The following is a 19996-nucleotide window of genomic DNA, read 5'->3' on the forward strand; positions in this document are numbered from 1 at the left end:
AAGTCGCTCAATGTCAGACACGCCAGATGCCGCAAGGTGCGAGCCCGACGACCCGGCGGCGGTTGCAAGGCAGGGGAATGTGCTGCGGCAGGGCCGGCGCGTCGACGAGAGCATCCGCCTCTTGCGCGAGGGGATGCGGCGGCATCCCGCCAGCCTTTTGATCAAGCACGAACTGGCGGTGTCGCTGCACTGGAACGGCGAGCACGCCGACAGCCTGGCGCTGACCGAGGAGGTCCTGGCGGCCGAGCCGATGCACAAGCCGGCGCTCTATTTGAGGGTCGAACTCCTGACGCGGATGAAGGACTTCGCCGCGGCCGCCGCCGCCGGGGCCGTGCTTTCGCGGCGGCATCCGAACGAGTGGCAGGCGCAGTTGCGCCATGCGGTGGCGCTGCGCCGTGCCGGCGACCCATCGGGGGCGCGGGACATCATCGAGCGGGTGCTGGGACAGTGGGAGGCTCTTCAGCCGCAGGCGCGGGCGAGCTTGCAGGTGGAGGCGTCGCGCTGTCTCGCTGATGCCGGCGAGATACGGGCCGCGCTCGACGCCGTGCGGGCGGCCTTGCGGGAGGCGCCCGACAGCCGCGAGGCCGTGATGCAGGCGATCGGGCTGGAGCGGTTCGCCCTCGACCATACGGCGGCCTTGCTGCTGTGCGACGAAGCTCTGGCCCGCTGGCCGGACGACGAGGGATTCGTGCGGCAAAAGGCGGTGACGCTGACGCAGGCGGGCGACATGAGCGGTGCGGAGGCGCTGCTGTCCGCTTCGCGCCACCGACACGCCGACCTGTGGATCGGGCTGGACCTCGACCTGCGCCGCTTCGACCGCGCGCGGGGCCGGTTCGACGCGCAGATCGCGCAAGGGGAGGCACTCACTCCGGCGCTGCAGCGGCTTGAGATCCGCCTGCTGCGAAACGAGGGCCGGGCTGACGAGGCCCATGCGCGGATGCTCGCCTATTGGCACCAGGACACCGGCTCCCCGGAAGCCGCGGCGCTGGTCCTGAACGGGCTTGTCACCGCCGAGCGTATCGAGGAAGCGGAAGCCTTTGCCGCCGGGCTTTCGGACGCCTTGAGAGACCACACCGCGGTCAGGCGGGCGCTGGCCCATCTGCTGCTGATGCTGGGGGATATCGAGAGGTTCACGGACCTCCTGATCGAGGATGCAAGGCACGCCCCCTCGATCCTCGACCATGTGACGCGGCTGGTGTCGGCCGCGGGGCGGTGGGGCTTCGGGACGGCGCCCTCGCGGGCAATCATGGCAAGGCTCGAGCACCTGCTGGCCGGGGCCGGGAGCCGGTTTCCCGAGTTCACGCTCAACGTGCTGCGGGCGCAGGTCGCCAGGGGCACGAGCGCATGGGCGGAGCTGGCGGAGCGCACCAGGCGCGCCTGCGTCCAGTCGCCCCGCGATGTGCTGCTGTCGGTGTTGAAGGCGCGGGCGGAGTTCGAGACGGGCCTGTTCGACAGCGCGCTTGCGACGCTCGAGACTGTCTTGGCGCATCACCCTGTCCATGGCGAGGCACTCAAACTGCGTCACGAACTGTTCTTCGTGGTCGGCGATGCCGAGGGCGGAGCGGCGTTTCTCGTCGAGCAGGTCTGCTCCGGCGCGCTGCCCTTCGATCAGTGGATCTGGATGGTGCGCTACCTTCGGATCCTGGATTCTTCGCCCGGGCTTGCCCGGTTGATCGCAGCCCACGCGGCAGGTCGCGATCCGAACCTGTCCAACGCCACGCGGCTGGCGCAGTTTTTCCTGCAATATGAGGATGACCCGACCGCGCGAGCCCCTTCGCCCTATCCGCGATATCGTCCGCTCAGCGGCGAGGATCTGCACGACCTGTTTGCAGCAGCGGAACAGGGGCAGGCCGAACCGGGCCCGCCCTCGGCCGCCGGGCTGATTGCATGGCAGCTTCAGGGTGAGACCGGTGCCGTCGGGCAAGCGTGGCTGGCACGCGCGCAGCACGCGACCTACCTCCACCGGGTCATCGGCCCGCGCAATGTGCGCCCCGACATCGATCTGCGGTTCGAGTGGAGCGAGGCCTCTGCCGAGCTGGAAGAGCGGATGCGGTCGCGCGTTCCCACGCTGATCGTTGGAACGCATCTGGGAATAGGCAACCTGATTTTTCGCGAGAGCTATTTCCGGAACACCGCGTTCCTGGTGAGCTCGGCGACCCGCCACGAGGAGCTGAACAGCCGCTACGAGATCATTCAAACGACAGACCGGCTGGCGGCGGCGCGGATCGTCAAATGCCTGAAAGGTGGGATGAGCGTCTTCTCCACCCCGGATTTTCCCGCGGAGACCAACGCCAGGGCCGGCTTTCGCAGCGATGCGGTCGGCAGCCTGTTCGGCGCGCGCTGCACGCTGCTCGACACGGTGCCGAGGGTCGCCCAGGCGCTGGGGGTGCCGATCTACTGGCTGCAGGCCCTGCGGTCGGGCACGGATATCCGGGTCGATGTACGGCGCATGGCGGACGCAGTGCCGAACGAGGACACCGCAACCTGGGCCGCGCGCTGGGCACAGGACTATCTCGACCTGCTGGCCGGCGTCATGACGTCGGGTGCGGACAATCAGAATTTCTCCTCGGTCATGTATCGCTATCTGATGCTGAAAAGGGGCGATCTGCGCGTCGCCCGACGCGAACCGGAGTGATCGCCCACGGTTAGCGGCGACACGGCCACCTTGCAGCGAATCGCCTGGGCGAGGGCCTCGGAAAGGGTGGTCTCGGGGAGCAGCAGGACGAATTCGTTGCCGCCGAGGCGCGTGACCAGATCGCCCGGCCTTGCCTGCCTGCCGTTTGCTGCACAGGTCATCATGCCCGCGCGGCGACCTTGCAGGTCAGCGCGAAGGGCCCTGGCCGGCGCTTCCGGTGCGTGATTTCAACGGAAGGGAAAATTGGTGGAGCCGAGGGGAATCGAACCCCTGACCTCTGCAGTGCGATTGCAGCGCTCTCCCATCTGAGCTACGGCCCCGCTCGTCGAGCGTGAGCGGCATTTAGGGGAGGGCGGGCGGTCCTGTCAAGCGTTTCCCCCACCGGCCGGGACGGCCGCCAACAGACAACCGGGACGGCCGCCAACAGACTGCCGGGACGGCCGCCAACAGACTGCCGGGACGGCCGCCAACAGACTGCCAGGAGGGCTGGAGGCCTGCCCCGACAGCCCCCCGAGGCGCGCGGGAGCGTTTCCGAGAGAGCCTTGGGGACTGTCTCGGGGAGCATCTCGGGGAGCATCTCGGGAAGCGTCTCGGGAAGCGTCTCGGGGAGCGCTCTCGACGCGCCGGCGAGGCGGCTGGCCCGAGGTTGGCGGGAGGTTGGCGCGAGTGGGGGGCGGCTGGCGGGAGGCTGGCAAAGCGGAGGACGAAAGCCTGGCGATCTCCCCTGCGCGGCGCCCGGACGCGTGGGCCTGGAGCCTTGCGGCCGGCGCGCGTGGCGGCTACATGAGGGGAAACAGCCCTTTCGCTCCAGCCGGAGACCCGTTCCCGATGCGCGCCATCCTCGATGTCATCTTCCTCATCCTCAATCTCTACACATGGGTGATCATCGCCAGCGCGATCTTCTCCTGGCTCTATGCCTTCAACGTCATCAACTCGCGCAACCAGTTCGTCGCGATGATCGGACAGGTGCTCTACAACCTGACCGAACCCCTGCTGCGGCCGATCCGCCGCTATGTGCCGTCGATGGGCGGGCTCGACCTGTCGCCGATCGTGCTGCTGCTCGGCATCTTCCTGCTGCAGCGGCTGCTGGCCTATTACGTCTATCCCAACGTGTTCTGAGGCCGGCCGGGCCAGCCGCGATGACCGGCGACGCCGGGACGGCCTGGAGCGTGACGAAGGACGGGGTGCGCCTTGCGGTGCGGGCAACGCCGCGCGCCGCGCGCGACGGCATCGACGGGCTGACGCGGCTGTCCGACGGACGCGCCGTGCTCTGCGTGCGGGTGCGCGCCGTCGCCGACAAGGGCGCGGCCAATGCGGCCGTCGCCAGCGTGCTCGCCGCCGAACTCGGCCTTGCCAAGGGCGATGTGCGGCTCGTTGCCGGGTCGACGGCCCGGCTCAAGACATTCGTGCTTGCCGCCCGCGATGACGCGGATGCGCAAGCGATTGCCGCTCGCCTTGCCGACATCGCCGGCGGCGGGCAGCTAAAGTAACCCGACTTTGCCTAAATTTGCCCGACTTTGACGGTGTCCCGGAGGTTTCATGACTGCAAAGCTGATCGACGGCAAGGCGCGGGCGGCGCGCCTGCGCGCCGACGTGCGCGAGGCGGTGTCCGCGCTGAAGGCCGGCCCCGGCGTGAGGCCCGGCCTTGCGGTGGTGCTGGTCGGCGAGGACCCGGCGAGCCAGGTCTATGTCGCCAACAAGGTGCGCCAGACCGAGGAGTGCGGCATGCGCTCGATCGAGCACCGGTTGCCGGCGGAGACGCCAGAGGCGGAGCTGCTCGCCCTGGTGGCGCGGCTCAATGCCGACCCGGAGATCGACGGCATATTGGTGCAGATGCCGCTGCCGGCGCAGATCGACACGGACAAGGTGGTGCTGGCGATCGACCCGGCCAAGGATGTCGACGGGCTGCATCCGACCAATGCCGGGCGGATCGTGCTCGGCCGGCCGGGCCTGGTGCCCTGCACGCCGAAGGGCTGCGTGATGCTGGCGAGCGAGGCGCATGGCGGGGATCTCTCCGGCCTCGACGCGGTGGTGCTCGGCCGCTCGATCCTGGTCGGCAAGCCGGTCGCGCTGCTGCTGCAGAACGCCAATTGCACGGTGACCATGGCGCATTCGCGCAGCCGCGACATCGCCGGGCTGTGCCGGCGCGCCGACATCCTGGTGGCAGCGGTCGGCCGGCCGCAGATGGTGCGCGGCGACTGGGTGAAGCCGGGGGCGACGGTGATCGATGTCGGCATCAACCGGGTGCCGGCGCCCGAACGCGGCGAGGGCAAGACGCGGCTGGTCGGCGACGTCGCCTTCGACGAGGCGGTGAAGGTCGCCGGCGCGATCACGCCGGTGCCGGGCGGCGTCGGGCCGATGACCATCACCTGCCTGCTCGCCAACACGGTGCAGGCGGCCTGCGCCCGCCGCGGCCTGCCGGCGCCGGCGCTGTAGGAGGCGCAGGAGAGGGGGCTGCGCAGGCGGGGGAGCGCTCCGGGGGGCAGAAGCCCATCGGATGCGCGCCCCGACGTCCCCACGACCGCTTGTGGCTCGCCGGTTCCGGCTCGCGCTTCGCTTGGCCGGAATGACGCGGGGAGAGGCAGGAGCGAGGGGGCGGCGCGGCGGGCAGCGCACGCACCATCGCGCGGCTGCCGAGGGTGCCAATGGTTCCCGGTTCTGCGCTGCGCTTGACCGGGATGACATCCTGAGAGAGAGGCGCGGCCTTGCCCCCTTCTCGGCCGTCACCCCGGCCGCAGGCGAAGCCGGAGAGCCGGGGACCATTCATTTCCAGAGCGCTTGCCGCTCCTCTCCGGAGACGAAAAAGCGCGCCGGAGGGCGCGCTTTTGTGTCTCGAGGGTTTCGCTGCGGATCAGGCGCGGTTGGCGCGCTCGCTGACGGCGGCCGGCACCAGCACGGCGAGCAGCAGCCGGTAGGGCACCAGCAGGGCGGCGGCGACCAGCAGCTTCACCGTCAGGTCGCCGGCGGCCCAGGACAGCCAGCGCGGCAGCTCCAGGGAAAAGACGCCGAGGAACGGGGCGGCGGCGGTGGCGAACTCGTCGCCATGACCGAGCAGCGGGGTGGCCGCGAGCGAGAAGGCGAGGCCGAAGAACAGCACCGTGTCGAGCACCGAGGCCAGCGCCGAAGAGACGGCCGGGGCCAGCCACCAGGCGAAGCGGCGCAGCCGGTCGAAGACGGCAATGTCGAGCAGATGCGCCAGCAGGAAGGCGGAACCGGAGGCGACCGCGATGCGCGGGGTCGCCAGCCACACCGACAGCAGCACGGCCAGCGCGAAGCCGACCAGCACGACCTTGCGCGCAGCTACCGGGCCGAAGCGGCGGTTGGTGAGGTCGGTGACCAGGAAGGCGGCCGGATAGGTGAAGGCGCCCCAGGTCAGCAGGTCGGCAAGGTCGAGCCCGCCGAGGGTCGCGGCGACCGGATATTGCACGAGAATGTTGGAGGCGACGATGACCGCCGCCATGGCGATGACCGCCTGCACGGCCTGGCCGGCGGTGAAGGAGGCCGGCGTGAAGCGGGAGGGGGCTTGCGTCATGGCGAAAAGGTCCCGGTCTGGTGGCGTTCGGAACCGGCCGCGCCGATGCCGGAACGCGAAAAGAGGCGCGATGGCGCCTCTTGCAAGCTTGGTCGTCGGTGATCGCACCAGGCCCGGCAGGCGAGCCTGCCAGACGTGCGGATCCGGCGTGCGGATCAGGCCGCGGCAGCGGCCGAAGCGGCGAGGCGGCGCTTGATCTCGGTGCGCAGGATGCGGGCCTTCGGCGACAGGTCGCTCTCGGCGGCCTTCAGCAGGAAGGCGTCGAGGCCGCCGCGATGCTCGACCGAGCGCAGGGCATGGGCGGAGATGCGCAGCTTGTAGGTCTCGCCGAGCGCGTCGGAGATCAGCGACACGTTGCACAGGTTCGGCAGGAACCGGCGGCGCGTCTTGTTGTTGGCGTGGCTGACGTTGTTGCCGGTCATCACGTCCTTGCCGGTGAGTTCGCAACGGCGTGCCATGGGACACCTTTTTCTTTGTTTTCGGGACAGGCCCGATCGTTTCAAGGGTCTCGGGGCGAGCCCCGATCGTTTCAAGACGGGGCGGATGCCCCTTTCGGAGATTGCCGGGGCGTTCGCGGACCGCACGGCCCGGCGCCCATTGACCGGCAATGGTTGAAAAGTCGGCCTGTGCTATACGGGGCGCGCGCCGCGCCGTCAAGGCATCTTGCACGGGAAAGCACGAAAGCCGCCGGGCGCGGCGGTCCCATGCTCGCCCCGCCGTGGCGGCGCGGCAACGCGGGCGCGAAACGGTGGGCGATGCCGGCCGTGTCATTTGCACTGCGTTAACCATGCGGTTACCCTGTCTGGCGAGAATGCAGGCAGGAGCGGCGCGCCGTCCCGCATGGCAAGGTCCGGTTGTCCGGGCAGGCCGTCCGGTCCGTGCGGGGCTGGTCTTCGTTGTTCCGGCCAGGTCCGGCCTGTGTCTCGACGGGGCAAGGGGCAGGTTCGGCAGGGTCGAGGTGTGTCAGGCCGGCCGTGGCCGCGCGGTGTCATGAGGTTCCGATGTCCAGGCTCTCTGTTTCCCTTGCAAGGTCCCGTCGCCTGCTTCCCGCAGGGCTGGCCGCTGCCGCCCTGTTCGCCGCCTCCCCGGCGCTGGCGGAAACCGCGCGGCTCGGCGGTGTCTACGACATCTCCGTTTCCGGCTTCAAGATCGCCCGCGGCTCGCTGTCGCTGGTGCTGCAGGCCAACGCCTATTCGGCCAAGGTCGGCATGGAGCCGGCGGGCATCGGCACGCTGTTCTCCGCCGGCAAGGGCGGGGCCGAGGCCTCCGGCTGGGTGTCCGGCAAGAAGGTGGTGCCGTCCAGCTACAAGATGGCCTCGCGTGCCGCCGACCGCGATTTCTTCGTCGATCTGGCGCAGGGCTCGGGCGCGGTGCGCTCGATGCAGGTGACGCCGAAATTCAAGCCCAATCCGGAGCGGATCGAGGTCACCAAGCAGCACATTCGCGACGTGGTCGACCCGCTCAGCGCCATCCTGATGCCGGTGAAGGCCACCAAGGGCCAGCCCGACGCCTCGGTCTGCGACCGCCGCATCCCGGTGTTCGACGGCTGGACCCGCTTCGACATCCAGCTCGGCTACAAGGAGGTCCGCGAGGTCTCCGGCAAGGGCTATGACGGCAAGGTGGTGGTGTGCTCGGCCCGCTGGATCCCGGTCGCCGGCCATCGTCCCTCCACCCAGTCGGTGCAATACATGGCCGAGAACCGCCAGATGGAAGCCTGGCTGGCGCCGCTCGGCTCGGGCCGCGTCTTCGTGCCCTACCGGATCGAGATGGGCACCAAGAGCGGCACGCTGGTGGTGGAGCCGCGCCAGCTCGACTTCAAGCCCGGCAACGATCAGGCCGCCCGCTGAGACAAAACAGCTCCGAACTGACCTCCGATTTCGCAAGCGCCGGCGCGGACCATTCCCGCCGGCGCTTGCATTTTCGGCGCCGCGAGCCCATGTCGACGCGGCGGGCAACTTGACAGCGGCAGCCTCCCTCGCCAGTGTCGCGCCGCAACTGACCCGGCGCCGGCATGAGGCCGCGCCTCCGACTTTCTGGACCGGTATCCGATGCACAGCTTTCTCGAGTTCGAAAAACCCGTCGCCGACCTGCAGGGCAAGATCCACGAGTTGCGGTCGGTCGCGGGATCGGGCGAGACGGTGGAGGTATCGGGCGAGATCGAGCGGCTGGAGGCGAAGGCCGAGCAGACCCTGCGCGACCTCTATTCGCGGCTGACGCCCTGGCAGAAGACCCTGGTGGCGCGCCATCCGGACCGGCCGCACGCGGCCGACTACATCACCGGCCTGGTCGATGAGTTCACGCCGCTGGCCGGCGACCGCGGCTATGCCGAGGACGCGGCGATCATCGCCGGCATCGGCCGGTTCCGCGGCCGCTCGGTGGCGATCCTCGGCCAGGAGAAGGGCGCCGACACCCAGTCGCGGCTCAAGCACAATTTCGGCATGGCGCGGCCCGAGGGCTACCGCAAGTCGGTGCGCATCATGCAGATGGCCGAGCGCTTCGGCCTGCCGGTGGTCTCCTTCGTCGACACCGCCGGCGCCTATCCGGGCATCGGCGCCGAGGAGCGCGGCCAGGCCGAGGCGATTGCCCGCTCGACCGATGCGTGCCTCGCACTGGGAACCGCCAACATCGCCCTGATCATCGGCGAGGGCGGCTCGGGCGGGGCGATCGCCATCGCCACGGCAAACCACGTCGCGATGCTGGAGCATGCGATCTACAGCGTCATCTCGCCGGAGGCCGGCGCCTCGATCCTGTGGCGCGACAGCGCCAGGGCGCAGGATGCGGCCACCAACATGAAGATCACCGCGCAGGACCTGATCCAGCTCAAGGTGATCGACGAGATCGTCGAGGAGCCGCTCGGCGGCGCGCACCGGGCCAAGGCCATCGTCATCGACCGCGCCGGCTCGGTGCTCGACGCGGCGCTTGCCCGCTTCGACGGCATGAGCGCCGGGGAGATCCGCGCCCATCGCCGCGACAAGTTTCTCGCCATCGGCCGCTCGCTGTAAGGCCGGCGGCACCGCCCGTCGCTCCTCGCCGCGAAAACGCCGGAATCTTGCGTCAGCAAGGCGATACGGGGCGGGGGCCGTGCCTCAGGACCAGCAGCCGGGGCCGATGATCGGGCGCGGGCAGGTCGGTGGGGCTTCCGGCACTAACTCCCAAGTGATTGGCCTTGCGGGTCGGGGTGGCGCATATTTGCTGCAAGACGCGCAGGCTGGCGGTTTTGGGCGTGCGTTTTCGGACGGGTAGATTCGGGCGGGTAGATTCGTACGCGTAGTTTCGGACGGGCAGCTTCGAACGGGCAGAGACGATGGCGCTGGGTATCGCGCGGTTTGGCAGGAACACTCGCAGGGTGCTGATGACGCTGGCGCTGGCCGGCGCGCTCGCCGGCTGTCAGGCCGACGAGATGATGGGCACCGGCCCGAAGCACCTGCGGGACGTCAGGGCCAGCATCAAGACCAAGATGTCGGGGCTGGACATGACCATGTCGAGCCCGATCATGCTGCGCATCTTCAAGGAAGACTCGACGCTGGAAGTGTGGAAGCAGACCCGCTCGGGCCGCTACGCGCTGTTGCAGACGTTCGAGATCTGCAAGTGGTCGGGCGAACTCGGTCCCAAGGTCAAGGAGGGCGACCGGCAGGCGCCGGAGGGTTTCTACGAGATCACTCCGGCCCTGATGAACCCGAATTCCAGCTATCATCTTGCCTTCAATCTCGGATTTCCCAACCAGTTCGACCGCTCCCACAACCGCACCGGCTCGCATCTGATGGTGCATGGCGCCTGCTCCTCGCGCGGCTGCTACGCGATGACCGACGAGCAGGTGCAGGACATCTACGCGCTGGCACGCGAGAGCTTCAAGGGCGGCCAGCGCTCGTTCCAGGTGCAGGCCTTCCCCTTCCGCATGACCGCGGAAAACATGGCCAAGCACCGCAAGTCGGAGCATTACGACTTCTGGCAGATGCTGAAGCGCGGCTACGACCATTTCGAGGTGACCAAGCAGCCGCCGAAGATCGACGTCTGCGAGAAGCGCTATGTCTTCGACGCGGTGCCGCTGGTGGAGGGCGTGCCCTTCCGCGCCACCGCGAAATGCCCGGAATTCAGCGTGCCGCCGACCGTCGAGATGGCGGTGGCGCAGAAGCAGCGCAAGGACGAGCAGAAGATCATCGAGATCGCCGAGGCGGAGGAGCGGGCCGAGCGGCGCCGCGCCCAGATCGCGGCGATCTTCGGCGGCGGCAGCAAGACCGAGAGCGCGCCGGACGGCGACACGCCGGCCGCCGAGCCGGCGAGCCCGCCGGTGGCGGTCGCCGCGACCGCGCCCGCCGCATCGCCGGCGGCGGTCACGCCCGCCGCGAGTGCCGCCACGGCGACGACCACGGTCGCCACCGGCCCGGCGGCCGATGCCGCCACGGCGCAGAAGTCGGCCTTTGCCCCGACCGAGGAGCCGTCTTCGGGCGGCTTCTTCAGCCGGCTGTTCTCCGGCGGCGGCTCGAAGACGGCGGAAGCGGCCGAAGGCACGCCGGCGCCGGATGCACCGGTTCCCGCCGCCAAGCCGTGATCGCCAAGCCCTGATCGCCAAGCCTGATCATTGGGGTCGTTGTGGGTTCTACGCCCAGATCGCCATGCGAAGGCCCCTTGCGTCGCGCTCCGGCGCGCCCGGGAACGGCGTGGCGCGCCCCTGCGCGATGCGCTCGGCGATCACCGCGTTGACGCAGGCGTCGATCAGATCGTCGCGGCCGGCCCCTCTAGGCGGGCGCTGGCGCAGGAAGGCCTCATCATAGCCGTAACGGCCCAGCAGGGCGATGCGTTCCTCGATGCCGGGCATGCTGGCCGCGCTTTTCACCTTCTTCGGCAGGCTCATCGCCCGTTCGCCGTTGAGCCGCCAGAAGGCAAGCTCCGGGTGAACCTCATGGACGCGCGCCTCCAGCGCCGGGGTCATCACCGCGTCGATCTCGCGGATCTTCGGGAAGAGGTGGAAGGCCTGGCGCGAGACCTTGCGCGGCGGATCGGAGGTGGCGAGCGCGGTGGCGCAGGCTTCGCCATAGTCCTCGCAGAAGACGGCGGCGCGCGCCGGCACGGAAAAGACCGAGGACTGGCGCTCGCCGAGCAGCGGACGCACGCAGCGCTCCGGCCCGCGTCCGCCAGGGCCGGCGCGCTCCGGCAGGCCGATGGGCATGTCGACGGCAAGGACGGAAATGCCGGGATCGGCGAGAAGCTCGGCGAAACGCGGGAGCTGCAGCAAGGTGTGGCGCGGCGGGGCATCCTGCGCCGTATATTCGCGCAGGACCGCGATCCACCCCAAGCGGCAGCCGTCGATGCCGGCGACCCGCAGCATCGCTCCCCCGCGTCCCGGCCGCTCAGGCGCGCAGCGGCGCGTCGAGCACGCGGCGGCAGGAGACCAGCGCCATCGGGTTGACCAGCGAGGACTGTTCGTCGGCCAGCAGCAGGTCGCGGGCCCGCCGCTTGACCGAGCGGGCGACCATCTCGAACACGGTGGCGGCGGAGCGCATCAAGGCGCTCTCGTCGTCGAGCCCGGCCAGCAGCGCGGCGGTGAAGGCGGCGGCCATCAGGTCGCCGGTGCCGTGCGGCGCGTTGGGCACCAGTCCGTGCTCGGCGGCGATGGTGGCGCGCGGCGTCACCAGCAGGTTGCAGGTGGCGTTGCGGCGCAGGGCCGGGGCGGAGGTGACCAGCACCCGCTGCGGCCCGAGCGCGCGGGCGGCAGCGATGGCCTCGGCCTCGCTCTCGATCCGGCGCCCGCTCATCCATTGCAGCTCGAAGAGGTTGGGCGTCGCCACATCGGCGAGCGGCAGCAGCGTGTCGCGCACCGCCGCGGCGGTTTCCGGCGGCACATAGAGATCGCCGTTGTCGCCGCTGATCGGATCGCAGAGATAGAGCGCGCGCGGATTGGCCCTGCGTACCGCCGCGACGAGGCGGGCGACGGCGGCGGCCTGTGCCGGACTGCCGAGATAGCCGGAGACGACGGCGCCGATGCGCGGCAGCAGATCCGCCGTGATCAGGTTCTCGGCGAGGGCATCGAAGCCCGCATCGTCCTGGACATGGCGGTGGCCGCGCCCCTCGTCGGGATTCCAGGGCAGCAGGATGGTGGGCAGGAACCAGACCCGGTGGCCGAGCCGCTCCAGCGCGAAGACGGTGACGCGGCCGCCGACGGATCCGCGCACCACCTGGGAATTGACGACGAGGATGTCGCGCGCGTCCGTCGCGGCGGGGGTGAGCGTGCTCATTCGGCGGCGGACCGTTCGGAGCCGAAGCGGGTGCGGATATAGTCGTCGACCATGGTCTTGAAATCCTCGGCGATGTTTGGCCCGCGCAGGGTCGCGACCTTCCTGCCGTCGACGAAGACGGGGGCGGAGGGCGCCTCGCCGGTGCCGGGCAGCGAGATGCCGATATCGGCGAACTTGCTCTCGCCGGGGCCGTTGACGATGCAGCCCATCACCGCGACGTTGAGCGCCTCGACGCCGGGATATTTCTCCCGCCACACCGGCATGGAGCGGCGGATGTCGTCCTGGATGTCGCGGGCGAGCTCCTGGAACACGGTGGAGGTGGTGCGGCCGCAGCCGGGGCAGGCGGCAACGACGGGAATGAAGGCGCGGAAGCCCATCACCTGGAGCAGCTCCTGCGCCACCTGCACCTCGCGGGTGCGGTCGCCGCCGGGCTCGGGCGTCAGCGACACGCGGATCGTATCGCCGATGCCCTGCTGCAGCAGGATGCCCATGGAGGCGGCGGAGGCGACGATGCCCTTGGTGCCCATGCCGGCCTCGGTGAGGCCGAGATGCAGGGCATAGTCGCAGCGCGCGGCGAGATCCGCATAGACGGCGATCAGGTCCTGCACCTGGCTGACCTTGGCCGACAGGATGATCTTGTCGCGGCCCATGCCGAGCTCCTCGGCCCTGGCGGCGGAGAGCAAGCCGGAGCGGACGATCGCCTCGCGCATCACCGCGCCGGCGGAAACGGGGGCGGGGCTGGCGGCGTTCTCGTCCATCAGATGGGTGAGCAGTTCCTGGTCGAGCGAGCCCCAGTTGACGCCGATGCGCACCGGCTTGTCGTGCTTGAGCGCGATCTCGACGATCTCGGAGAACTGCCGGTCGCGCTTGTCGCGAAAGCCGACATTGCCCGGATTGATGCGGTATTTCTCCAGCGCCTCGGCGCAGGCCGGATGGTCGGTCAGCAGCTTGTGGCCGATATAGTGGAAGTCGCCGACCAGCGGCACATGGACGCCGATCCGCTCCAGCCGCTCGCGGATGCGCGGCACGGCGGCGGCGCTCTCGTCGCGGTCGACGGTGATGCGGACGATTTCCGAGCCGGCGCGGGCCAGCGCCGAGACCTGCGCGACGGTGGCGTCGATATCGGCGGTGTCGGTGTTGGTCATCGACTGGACGACGACCGGGGCGCCGCCGCCGACCGTGACCGAGCCGACCCTGACCGGCACCGAGACGCGCCTTGCGGCCGGTCCGGCCTGCGTTTCGCGGATGGGGCTGTTGCTCTGCATGTCGCCGACCTGTCCCGATCTTGCGGCAGACCGCGCCGCCGCCTCGCAAGGATACCGCCGATTGAATAGGGCGCGCCACGGTGTTTCGCAAGGCCGCCGCCGCCTCGCTTGACGCGGGCGGCGCGAGACCGCATCTGAAAGGGGCCGCTCGCGGGGACCGGCAACGGGGGGAGCCCGACCATGCTGCTACTGATGCTCAGCCGGACGCTCGATCTCGCCCGCGACCGGCTGGGCGCGCTGTTCGCCGCCGGCTGGGGCTACATGCTGCTGCTGTTGCTCCTGAACCTTGCGATCAGCCGCCAGATGATGCCGGAAACCGGCTTCTCCACCGGCTCCTACATGCTGGAGCCGCTGCCGGGCGAGGCCGCCGCGGCGGCGCGCGAACGGGCGCTGCGGACGCTGGTGGTGCTGGCCAATGTCGCCACCGGCTTTTCCATCGCCGTCGCCTATCTGCGGCGGGTGCTGCTGGGCGAGCGGGCGTTTCCGCTCGCCTTCGGCCGTCGCCATTTCAAGGTGGCGTGGAAGCTGCTGCTGCTCGGCGTCCTGTTCGTCGCGTTCTTCCTGCCCTTGCTGCTGCTCGGGGCGATGCTGGCGCCGGTGACGGGTCCGCTCGGGGCGCTGCTGCTGCTGGCGAGCCCCTTCATCGCGCTGATGCTGGTGCAGCGCCTGTCGCTGGTGCTGCCGGCGGCGGCGCTCGACGACACCATGTCGCTGAAGGACTCCTGGCACCTGACCGCCGGGATCGGCTGGGCGCTGGCCTTTGCCGCGCTGGCAGTCTCCCTGCTCGCCGGGCTGGCGGCCGGGTTGTGGGTCGGCCTGGTGTCGCTGATCGGCGATGCCTTCGTGCCGGCCACCGGCATGGTCGCGCAACTGCGCTCGGCGCTGGTGCCGATGGGGGTGATGGTGATCGTCGCCTGGCTGTTCGGCTCGCTGCACGCCACCGCCTATGCGCTGACGCGCGAGCGCTTCGTGGAAAAGGTCGGCCTCAGTCTCGCGGATGCCGAACGGGCGGCACAGCGGCGGGCCGAGGCGGAGCGGGCGCGGGCCCGCGCGGCGGTGCGTTCGGTGCTCGGCGACCGCTCCGGACGGGAGTGAGATCCCGCGCAGGACGCCCGCCCTGCGATCATGACTTGCCTGAGGCACCCGCCTGTCGCAGAACTGGACAGTCTTTTTGAAGGGGGCTCCATGTTTGCAAGGACAACCGGCCGGCTGTTTACCGGCACGTTCAAGGCGCTGTTCGGCGATTTCGACGGCTTCGTGCGCATCGTCTGGGCCTGGTATGCGCTGGTGGCCGTGCTTGCCGCGCTCGGCCAGCTTGTCGGCGGCGAGTCCCCCGTCGTCGCCGCGGTGGTGACGCTGGTGTGGCTGTGCTCCTCCGCCTCCATTGCGGTTGCCTGGCACCGCAACCTGCTGCTGGGCGAGCGGCCGGCGGCGTTCAACCTGACCTTCGGACGGCGGGAGATCGCCTATCTGCTGAAGACGCTGCTGATCGCCCTGATCGTGGCGGTGCCGGCCCTCGTGCTGATAACCCTTGCCAGCGCCCTCGTCACGGTGGGGGTCGTGGCGCTGAGCGCGTTGGTGGTGCTGGCGGTGTTCCTCGTGTTGCCGCCGATCATGCGGCTGTGCCTGGTGCTGCCGGCCACCGCGCTGGACGAGCCGCTCGGCTTCGGCGAGGCGTTTTCCCGCAGCGCCGGCCTCGGTGTGCCGATGGCGCTGGCCGGCGTCGCCACCGGCCTGTGCGTCGGCGCGCTGGATCTCGGGCTGGCGCAGCTCGCCGGCCTGCTCGGCGGCGGGGCGGCCTTCGGCGCGATCGCCGTGTTCATCCTGTCGCTCGGGCTGCAGATCGCCATGACGGCGCTGCAGATCGGCATCCTGACCGGCGGCTATTACATCCTGCGCGAGCGCCAGATGGCGCCGCCGGCGCACACGCCCCCCGACTGAGGACGGGCCGTGAGCCGCCCGCGTGCGGCCGCGTTTCGGCCGGGGCTTGTTGCAGCGCAGCGTGATCTCATGTTCTATGTGGCGGCCTGCCGCCGGACGCTTTCCTGAGGCGGGCGCACCGCCACGCGCCGGCGGCACCGATTTTCGGACCGTTTCCAGCGTCCGCCAGGACAGGAGATCCCTTCGCATGCTCACCAACAAGTCCGCCCTCGTCACCGGCTCCACCTCGGGCATCGGCCTTGCCATCGCCCGCATCTATGCGGCGAACGGTGCCAATGTGACGATCAACGGGTTCGGCGATGCCGAGGCGATCGAGAAGGAGCGCGCCGGCATCGAGAGCGAGTTCGGCGTCAAGTGCCGGTACTCTGCCGCCGACATGACCAAGCCGGCCGAGATCGCCGCGATGGTGGCGGAGGCCGAGGCGGCATTCGGTTCGCTCGACATCCTCGTCAACAATGCCGGCATCCAGCACGTCTCGCCGGTCGAGGAGTTTCCCATCGAGAAGTGGGACGCGATCCTCGCGATCAACCTGTCCTCCGCCTTCCACACGATCCGCGCCGCGGTGCCGGGCATGAAGACGCGCGGCTGGGGCCGGATCATCAACACCGGCTCGGCGCATGCGCTGGTCGCCTCGCCGTTCAAGAGCGCTTATGTGGCGGCCAAGCACGGCATCGCCGGCCTCACCAAGACCATCGCGCTGGAAGTCGCCCAGTGCGGCATCACCGTCAACGCGATCTGCCCGGGCTATGTCTGGACGCCGCTGGTCGAGCGGCAGATCCCCGACACGATGAAGGCGCGCGGGCTGACCGAGGAACAGGTGAAGCGCGACGTGCTGCTGGCCGCGCAGCCGACCAAGGAATTCGTCACCGTCGAGCAGGTCGCCTCGCTGGCGCTGTATCTGGCCGGCGACCAGGCGGCCTCGATCACCGGCACCATGCTGCAGATGGATGGCGGCTGGGTCGCCCAATAGGCCTTTCAGGACAGTCAGCGGCTGCGGATCGCCCGGCACAGCGCCGGGCGAGGACGCCCGCGACATATCCCCGACCGATCCAACGAGAGACCCGAGGTAACCGATGAGCAAAGGCCCCAAGCCGATCAACCTCGCCCTGCAGGGCGGCGGCGCGCATGGCGCCTTCACCTGGGGCGTGCTCGACTGGATGCTGGAAAGCAACCGTTTCGTCATCGAGGGGATCAGCGGCACCTCGGCCGGGGCGATGAATGCGGTGGTGCTGGCCGACGGCTTCCACAAGGGCGGCGAGGAGGGGGCGCGCGAGGCGCTGGAAAAGTTCTGGAAGGCGGTCAGCGACCAGGCCTGGCTGAGCCCGCTGCGGCGCTCGCCGATCGACATCATCATGGGGCAATGGAGCCTCGACATGTCGCCGAGCTATCTCGCCTTTGACATCGCCTCGCGCTTCGCCTCGCCTTACGAGTTCAACCCGCTCAACATCAACCCGCTGCGCGACGTGGTGGCGAAGGCGGTGGATTTCGAGGCGGTGCGCGCCTGCGACCGGATCAAGGTCTTCGTCAGCGCCACCAATGTGCAGTCGGGCAAGATCAAGGTGTTTTCCGACGGCGAGATCACGCTCGACGCGGTGATGGCCTCGGCCTGCCTGCCGCATCTGTTCCAGGCGGTGGAGATCGACGGCGTGCCCTATTGGGACGGCGGCTACATGGGCAACCCGCCGCTGTTCCCGCTGTTCGGCACGACCGGCACCAGCGACACGGTGCTGGTGCAGATCAACCCGGTGGAGCGCAAGGAGACGCCGCGCACGGCGCGCGAGATCCTCAACCGGCTCAACGAGATCACCTTCAACTCGACGCTGCTGCGCGAGATGCGCGCGATCGAGTTCGTCACCCGGCTGATCGAGGACGGCAAGCTCGACCTGAAGCACTATCAGAAGGTCCATATGCACCGGATCTCGGCGGTGGAGCTGAACCCGCTGCAGGCCTCGTCCAAGGTCAACGCGGAATGGCGCTTCCTGACGCATCTGCGCGACATCGGCCGCAAGGCGGCGCAGGACTGGGCGGATGAGAATTACGAGGCGGTCGGCACGCGCTCCAGCGTCGATCTGCGCACCGAATTCCTGTGAGGCACCGTCCCGGGTGATTCGCCGGACGGGGGACGAGCCGCGACCCGGCCGGCATTTTCCGCGCTTCGTTAACCGGTCTTAACCGGCTTCGCGCTTCGCCTCGCGGAATGCGTCGCAGGATCGGTTAGCGACCCGTTAACGGGGGCGATATCTTGGGCTCGGGAAGGGTGCGCGCACCAGATCTGCGAAAACCAGCGTGCCAACGATTTGGCAAGGGTTTTGCTCCATCATTGGCACGCTGATAGTCAGGTTGTGCGTCGTCAGCGATTGGCGGACGAGGGAAGGCGGCAAATGCGACCCCGCTGTCTTCCTTCGTCCCGCCAGCATCCGTCCCGCCAGCATCTCATCCGGACACATGAGCTTCATGCTCCGGATTGCGACTGCCGAGATCTGCGCAAGGCGCCGTGACGGCTGCAACGTCCGATGATTATTCCCCAAGTCCAGTCGCTTGCGCAACCGGCCCGGCCGGCCATCGCCGGTAAAGGTTACCGCGTGATGACGATTCGCGCATTCTGTTTGCCGGTCTCCAGGATCAGTTCGAACAGGCGGCGGGCATTGTCGGGATGCAGGCGGACGCAGCCGTGGGAGGCGGGGCGGCCGAGATTGCGGATCTCGGTGGTGCCGTGGATGGCATAGCCGCCGTGAAAGAAGATCGCATGCGGCATCGGCGAGCCGTGATACCTGCTGGAGAAATAGCGGCGATACATGCGGCCGGGACGGAAACTGCCGACCGGCGTGCGGTAGCCGCGCCGGGCGGTGGACACCGGCCAGTCGTGGATCTCGACGCCGTTCCTGTAGACGCGCATGCGCTGGTCGGACAGATCGATGCGGGCGGTGATGTCGGCCGCCGCGGCCGGCGGCGTCAAGGCCAGGGAGGTGGCCAGGAAGAGCATGAGGAAGAGCAGCAGAGAGCGTGCTCGAAAGACGGCCGGCACAGCGGCGCGCAGGGCCTCTGCCCCAGGCCGCCGGGCGCTCGTCGGCGAAGTCTTGCCGGCAAGTTGCCTCATGTCTTCCTCAAGGTTCGGCTGCGACATTCCGGCCCATCCATCCCCAGGATATTAACAGCGAAATATCGGAAGATGCCCTTAAATTGCCGGCCGAATGGCCTTACCTGTCAGGAACGGGAGAGGCGCCGGGCCGACGGGAGAGGTTCGAGATGACAAGATCAAGTGGCGGACTGCAATGCGCGCTCGCCTTCGCCGCGCTGATGGCCGCCGGCCAGGCGCTGGCGGAGACCGATGTGGAGCGGCTGAAGCGCAGCGGCGAATGCGCCGGCTGCGACCTGCGCCTGTCGGAACTGCGCGGCCTTGCCATCGACAGCGCGATGCTGGAGCGAACCAACCTGCGCGAGGCGGACCTCAAGGAATCCGTGCTGACCGGCGCCAATCTCAAGGGCGCGGACCTGCGCCGGACGGAGATGGAGCGGGCCAACCTGGCCGGTGCCGACCTGACGGGCGGATCGATGCGCGGCGTCGACCTGGAAAAGGCGGTGCTGACGGGTGCAAGGCTCGACGGCGCGGATCTGCGCAATGCCGACCTGATCGAGGTCAACCTGGAGGGCGCGAGCCTGGTCGGGGTGGACCTGCGTCAGGCGCTGCTCATCCGCATCTCGGCCGAGGGCGCCGATTTCAGCAAGGCGAAGATGGACAGCGCCAATCTGGAGCGCGCCAACCTGACCGGAGCCAACCTTGCCGGGGTCCGGGTGTCCTATGGCGATTTCGACCGGGTCAGCGCGGTGGGCGCCAATTTCCAGGGCGCCGACCTGAGCGGCGCGCATTTTTCCAGCGCCGATCTCACCGGCGCCAATCTCTCCGGCGCCAATCTCGATGGTGCCCTGATGCGCCGGACCCGGCTGGTCGGCGCCGACCTGACGGGCGCGCGCGGCCTCGACGGGGCGCGCATGGTCGGGGCCTGCGGCGATGCGACGACGAAGCTGCCCGCCGGCATCGCGCTCAAGACCTGCAGCGACATGGATGACAAGGACCGCTGAGGCGGTCCTTTGGGATGACAAGGACCGCTGAGGCGGTCCTTTGGGACGACGAGGACCGCTAAGGCGTGGGGTGTGCGCCGGTGTGCCTTCGCCGCCGCTCTGGCAACCAATAGGCCCCGGGTCGCGCTGCGCTTGCCCGGGGTGACCTCGGAGAGGATGCGAGGCGATTCCTCCCTCTCGGAGGTCAATCCCGGCCGCGCGCAAGCGCAGAGCCGGGAGCCATTGGCAACCTCGGCAGATATTGTCTCTGCTCCACCCTCTCGATGCGTCATTCCGGGCGAGCATCGCGCGACCCGTGACCGGGGAGGCA

19 protein-coding genes and 1 tRNA gene are annotated in these 19996 nt (G+C 69.2%); 12 read left to right on the plus strand and 8 right to left on the minus strand.

Features of this window, described 5'->3' with window-relative positions:
- The first annotated feature begins 10 nt into the window (after positions 1 to 10).
- Entirely contained in the window at positions 11 to 2635 is a 2625-nt protein-coding gene (locus P2PM1_RS17990) for a tetratricopeptide repeat protein (protein WP_186399980.1), read from the plus strand.
- On the opposite strand, the gene P2PM1_RS25720 is transcribed toward P2PM1_RS17990, so the two are convergent.
- Positions 2581 to 2799 (minus strand): diguanylate cyclase domain-containing protein, encoded by a 219-nt coding sequence (locus tag P2PM1_RS25720; protein WP_208985321.1) that lies wholly within the window; start codon positions 2797 to 2799, stop codon positions 2581 to 2583. The genes P2PM1_RS17990 and P2PM1_RS25720 overlap by 55 nt on opposite strands.
- Before the next feature lie 80 nt (positions 2800 to 2879).
- Positions 2880 to 2955 (minus strand) — tRNA-Ala (locus P2PM1_RS18000).
- Between the two features lie 508 nt (positions 2956 to 3463).
- Between P2PM1_RS18000 and P2PM1_RS18005 the strand changes: the two genes are divergently transcribed.
- Genes P2PM1_RS18005 through folD form a run of 3 tightly spaced genes read left to right on the plus strand, consistent with a single transcriptional unit; the run spans position 3464 to position 5071 of the window.
- Positions 3464 to 3754 (plus strand): YggT family protein, encoded by a 291-nt coding sequence (locus P2PM1_RS18005; protein ID WP_186387519.1) that lies wholly within the window; start codon positions 3464 to 3466, stop codon positions 3752 to 3754.
- A gap of 20 nt (positions 3755 to 3774) precedes the next feature.
- Entirely contained in the window at positions 3775 to 4125 is a 351-nt protein-coding gene (locus P2PM1_RS18010; RefSeq protein WP_186399981.1) for a DUF167 family protein, read from the plus strand.
- A 49-nt stretch (positions 4126 to 4174) separates the two neighbouring features.
- A complete protein-coding gene (folD, locus tag P2PM1_RS18015; protein WP_186399982.1) occupies positions 4175 to 5071 on the plus strand; it encodes a bifunctional methylenetetrahydrofolate dehydrogenase/methenyltetrahydrofolate cyclohydrolase FolD in 897 nt (298 codons plus the stop codon).
- A gap of 415 nt (positions 5072 to 5486) precedes the next feature.
- Here folD and P2PM1_RS18020 read toward each other — a convergent pair whose 3' ends face one another.
- Positions 5487 to 6095 carry a VUT family protein gene (locus P2PM1_RS18020; protein WP_208985334.1) on the minus strand — a complete coding sequence of 203 codons (609 nt, stop codon included), beginning with the start codon at positions 6093 to 6095 and terminating at the stop codon, positions 5487 to 5489.
- 227 nt (positions 6096 to 6322) lie between these two features.
- Positions 6323 to 6625 carry a 50S ribosomal protein L28 gene (gene rpmB, locus P2PM1_RS18025; protein WP_186387515.1) on the minus strand — a complete coding sequence of 101 codons (303 nt, stop codon included), beginning with the start codon at positions 6623 to 6625 and terminating at the stop codon, positions 6323 to 6325.
- A gap of 543 nt (positions 6626 to 7168) precedes the next feature.
- On the opposite strand from rpmB, the gene P2PM1_RS18030 reads away from it, so the two are divergent.
- The 3 genes from P2PM1_RS18030 to P2PM1_RS18040 all read left to right on the plus strand — a co-directional run bounded on the left by P2PM1_RS18030 (position 7169) and on the right by P2PM1_RS18040 (position 10716).
- The gene (locus P2PM1_RS18030) at positions 7169 to 8014 is read left to right on the plus strand and encodes a DUF3108 domain-containing protein (protein WP_186399984.1); all 846 of its coding nucleotides are present in this window, start codon (positions 7169 to 7171) and stop codon (positions 8012 to 8014) included.
- Between the two features lie 201 nt (positions 8015 to 8215).
- Positions 8216 to 9169: an acetyl-CoA carboxylase carboxyltransferase subunit alpha gene (locus P2PM1_RS18035; protein ID WP_186387513.1), complete on the plus strand. Its 954-nt coding sequence runs from the start codon at positions 8216 to 8218 to the stop codon at positions 9167 to 9169.
- Positions 9170 to 9471: 302 nt separating this feature from the next.
- A complete protein-coding gene (locus tag P2PM1_RS18040; protein ID WP_186399985.1) occupies positions 9472 to 10716 on the plus strand; it encodes a murein L,D-transpeptidase family protein in 1245 nt (414 codons plus the stop codon).
- A 48-nt stretch (positions 10717 to 10764) separates the two neighbouring features.
- Here P2PM1_RS18040 and P2PM1_RS18045 read toward each other — a convergent pair whose 3' ends face one another.
- From P2PM1_RS18045 to ispG, 3 genes are read right to left on the minus strand one after another with little or no spacing between them, the layout of a single operon-like run.
- Entirely contained in the window at positions 10765 to 11493 is a 729-nt protein-coding gene (locus P2PM1_RS18045; protein WP_186399986.1) for a DUF429 domain-containing protein, read from the minus strand.
- Between the two features lie 22 nt (positions 11494 to 11515).
- On the minus strand, positions 11516 to 12400 hold the full coding sequence (gene pdxY, locus P2PM1_RS18050) for a pyridoxal kinase (RefSeq protein WP_186399987.1): 885 nt from the start codon (positions 12398 to 12400) through the stop codon (positions 11516 to 11518).
- Complete coding sequence (gene ispG, locus P2PM1_RS18055; RefSeq protein WP_186385977.1) at positions 12397 to 13665, minus strand: flavodoxin-dependent (E)-4-hydroxy-3-methylbut-2-enyl-diphosphate synthase; 1269 nt, start codon at positions 13663 to 13665, stop codon at positions 12397 to 12399. The genes pdxY and ispG overlap by 4 nt, the downstream gene beginning before the upstream one ends.
- A 180-nt stretch (positions 13666 to 13845) precedes the next feature.
- On the opposite strand from ispG, the gene P2PM1_RS18060 reads away from it, so the two are divergent.
- The 4 genes from P2PM1_RS18060 to P2PM1_RS18075 all read left to right on the plus strand — a co-directional run bounded on the left by P2PM1_RS18060 (position 13846) and on the right by P2PM1_RS18075 (position 17696).
- Positions 13846 to 14760, plus strand: coding sequence for a 4-hydroxy-3-methylbut-2-en-1-yl diphosphate synthase (locus P2PM1_RS18060; RefSeq protein ID WP_186399988.1), 915 nt, complete (start codon positions 13846 to 13848; stop codon positions 14758 to 14760).
- A 90-nt stretch (positions 14761 to 14850) separates the two neighbouring features.
- Complete coding sequence (locus P2PM1_RS18065; RefSeq protein WP_186399989.1) at positions 14851 to 15606, plus strand: hypothetical protein; 756 nt, start codon at positions 14851 to 14853, stop codon at positions 15604 to 15606.
- A gap of 187 nt (positions 15607 to 15793) precedes the next feature.
- Complete coding sequence (locus P2PM1_RS18070; RefSeq protein WP_186385974.1) at positions 15794 to 16576, plus strand: 3-hydroxybutyrate dehydrogenase; 783 nt, start codon at positions 15794 to 15796, stop codon at positions 16574 to 16576.
- A 103-nt stretch (positions 16577 to 16679) separates the two neighbouring features.
- Positions 16680 to 17696: a patatin-like phospholipase family protein gene (locus P2PM1_RS18075; protein WP_186385973.1), complete on the plus strand. Its 1017-nt coding sequence runs from the start codon at positions 16680 to 16682 to the stop codon at positions 17694 to 17696.
- A gap of 485 nt (positions 17697 to 18181) precedes the next feature.
- On the opposite strand, the gene P2PM1_RS18080 is transcribed toward P2PM1_RS18075, so the two are convergent.
- The gene (locus P2PM1_RS18080; protein WP_244301552.1) at positions 18182 to 18730 is read right to left on the minus strand and encodes a L,D-transpeptidase; all 549 of its coding nucleotides are present in this window, start codon (positions 18728 to 18730) and stop codon (positions 18182 to 18184) included.
- A gap of 122 nt (positions 18731 to 18852) precedes the next feature.
- On the opposite strand from P2PM1_RS18080, the gene P2PM1_RS18085 reads away from it, so the two are divergent.
- Positions 18853 to 19686, plus strand: a complete 834-nt coding sequence (locus tag P2PM1_RS18085; RefSeq protein ID WP_186399990.1) for a pentapeptide repeat-containing protein — start codon at positions 18853 to 18855, stop codon at positions 19684 to 19686.
- Positions 19687 to 19996: the final 310 nt, after the last annotated feature.

The organism is Stappia sp. P2PMeth1 (assembly GCF_900185735.1).
Classification (GTDB): Bacteria; Pseudomonadota; Alphaproteobacteria; order Rhizobiales; family Stappiaceae; genus Stappia.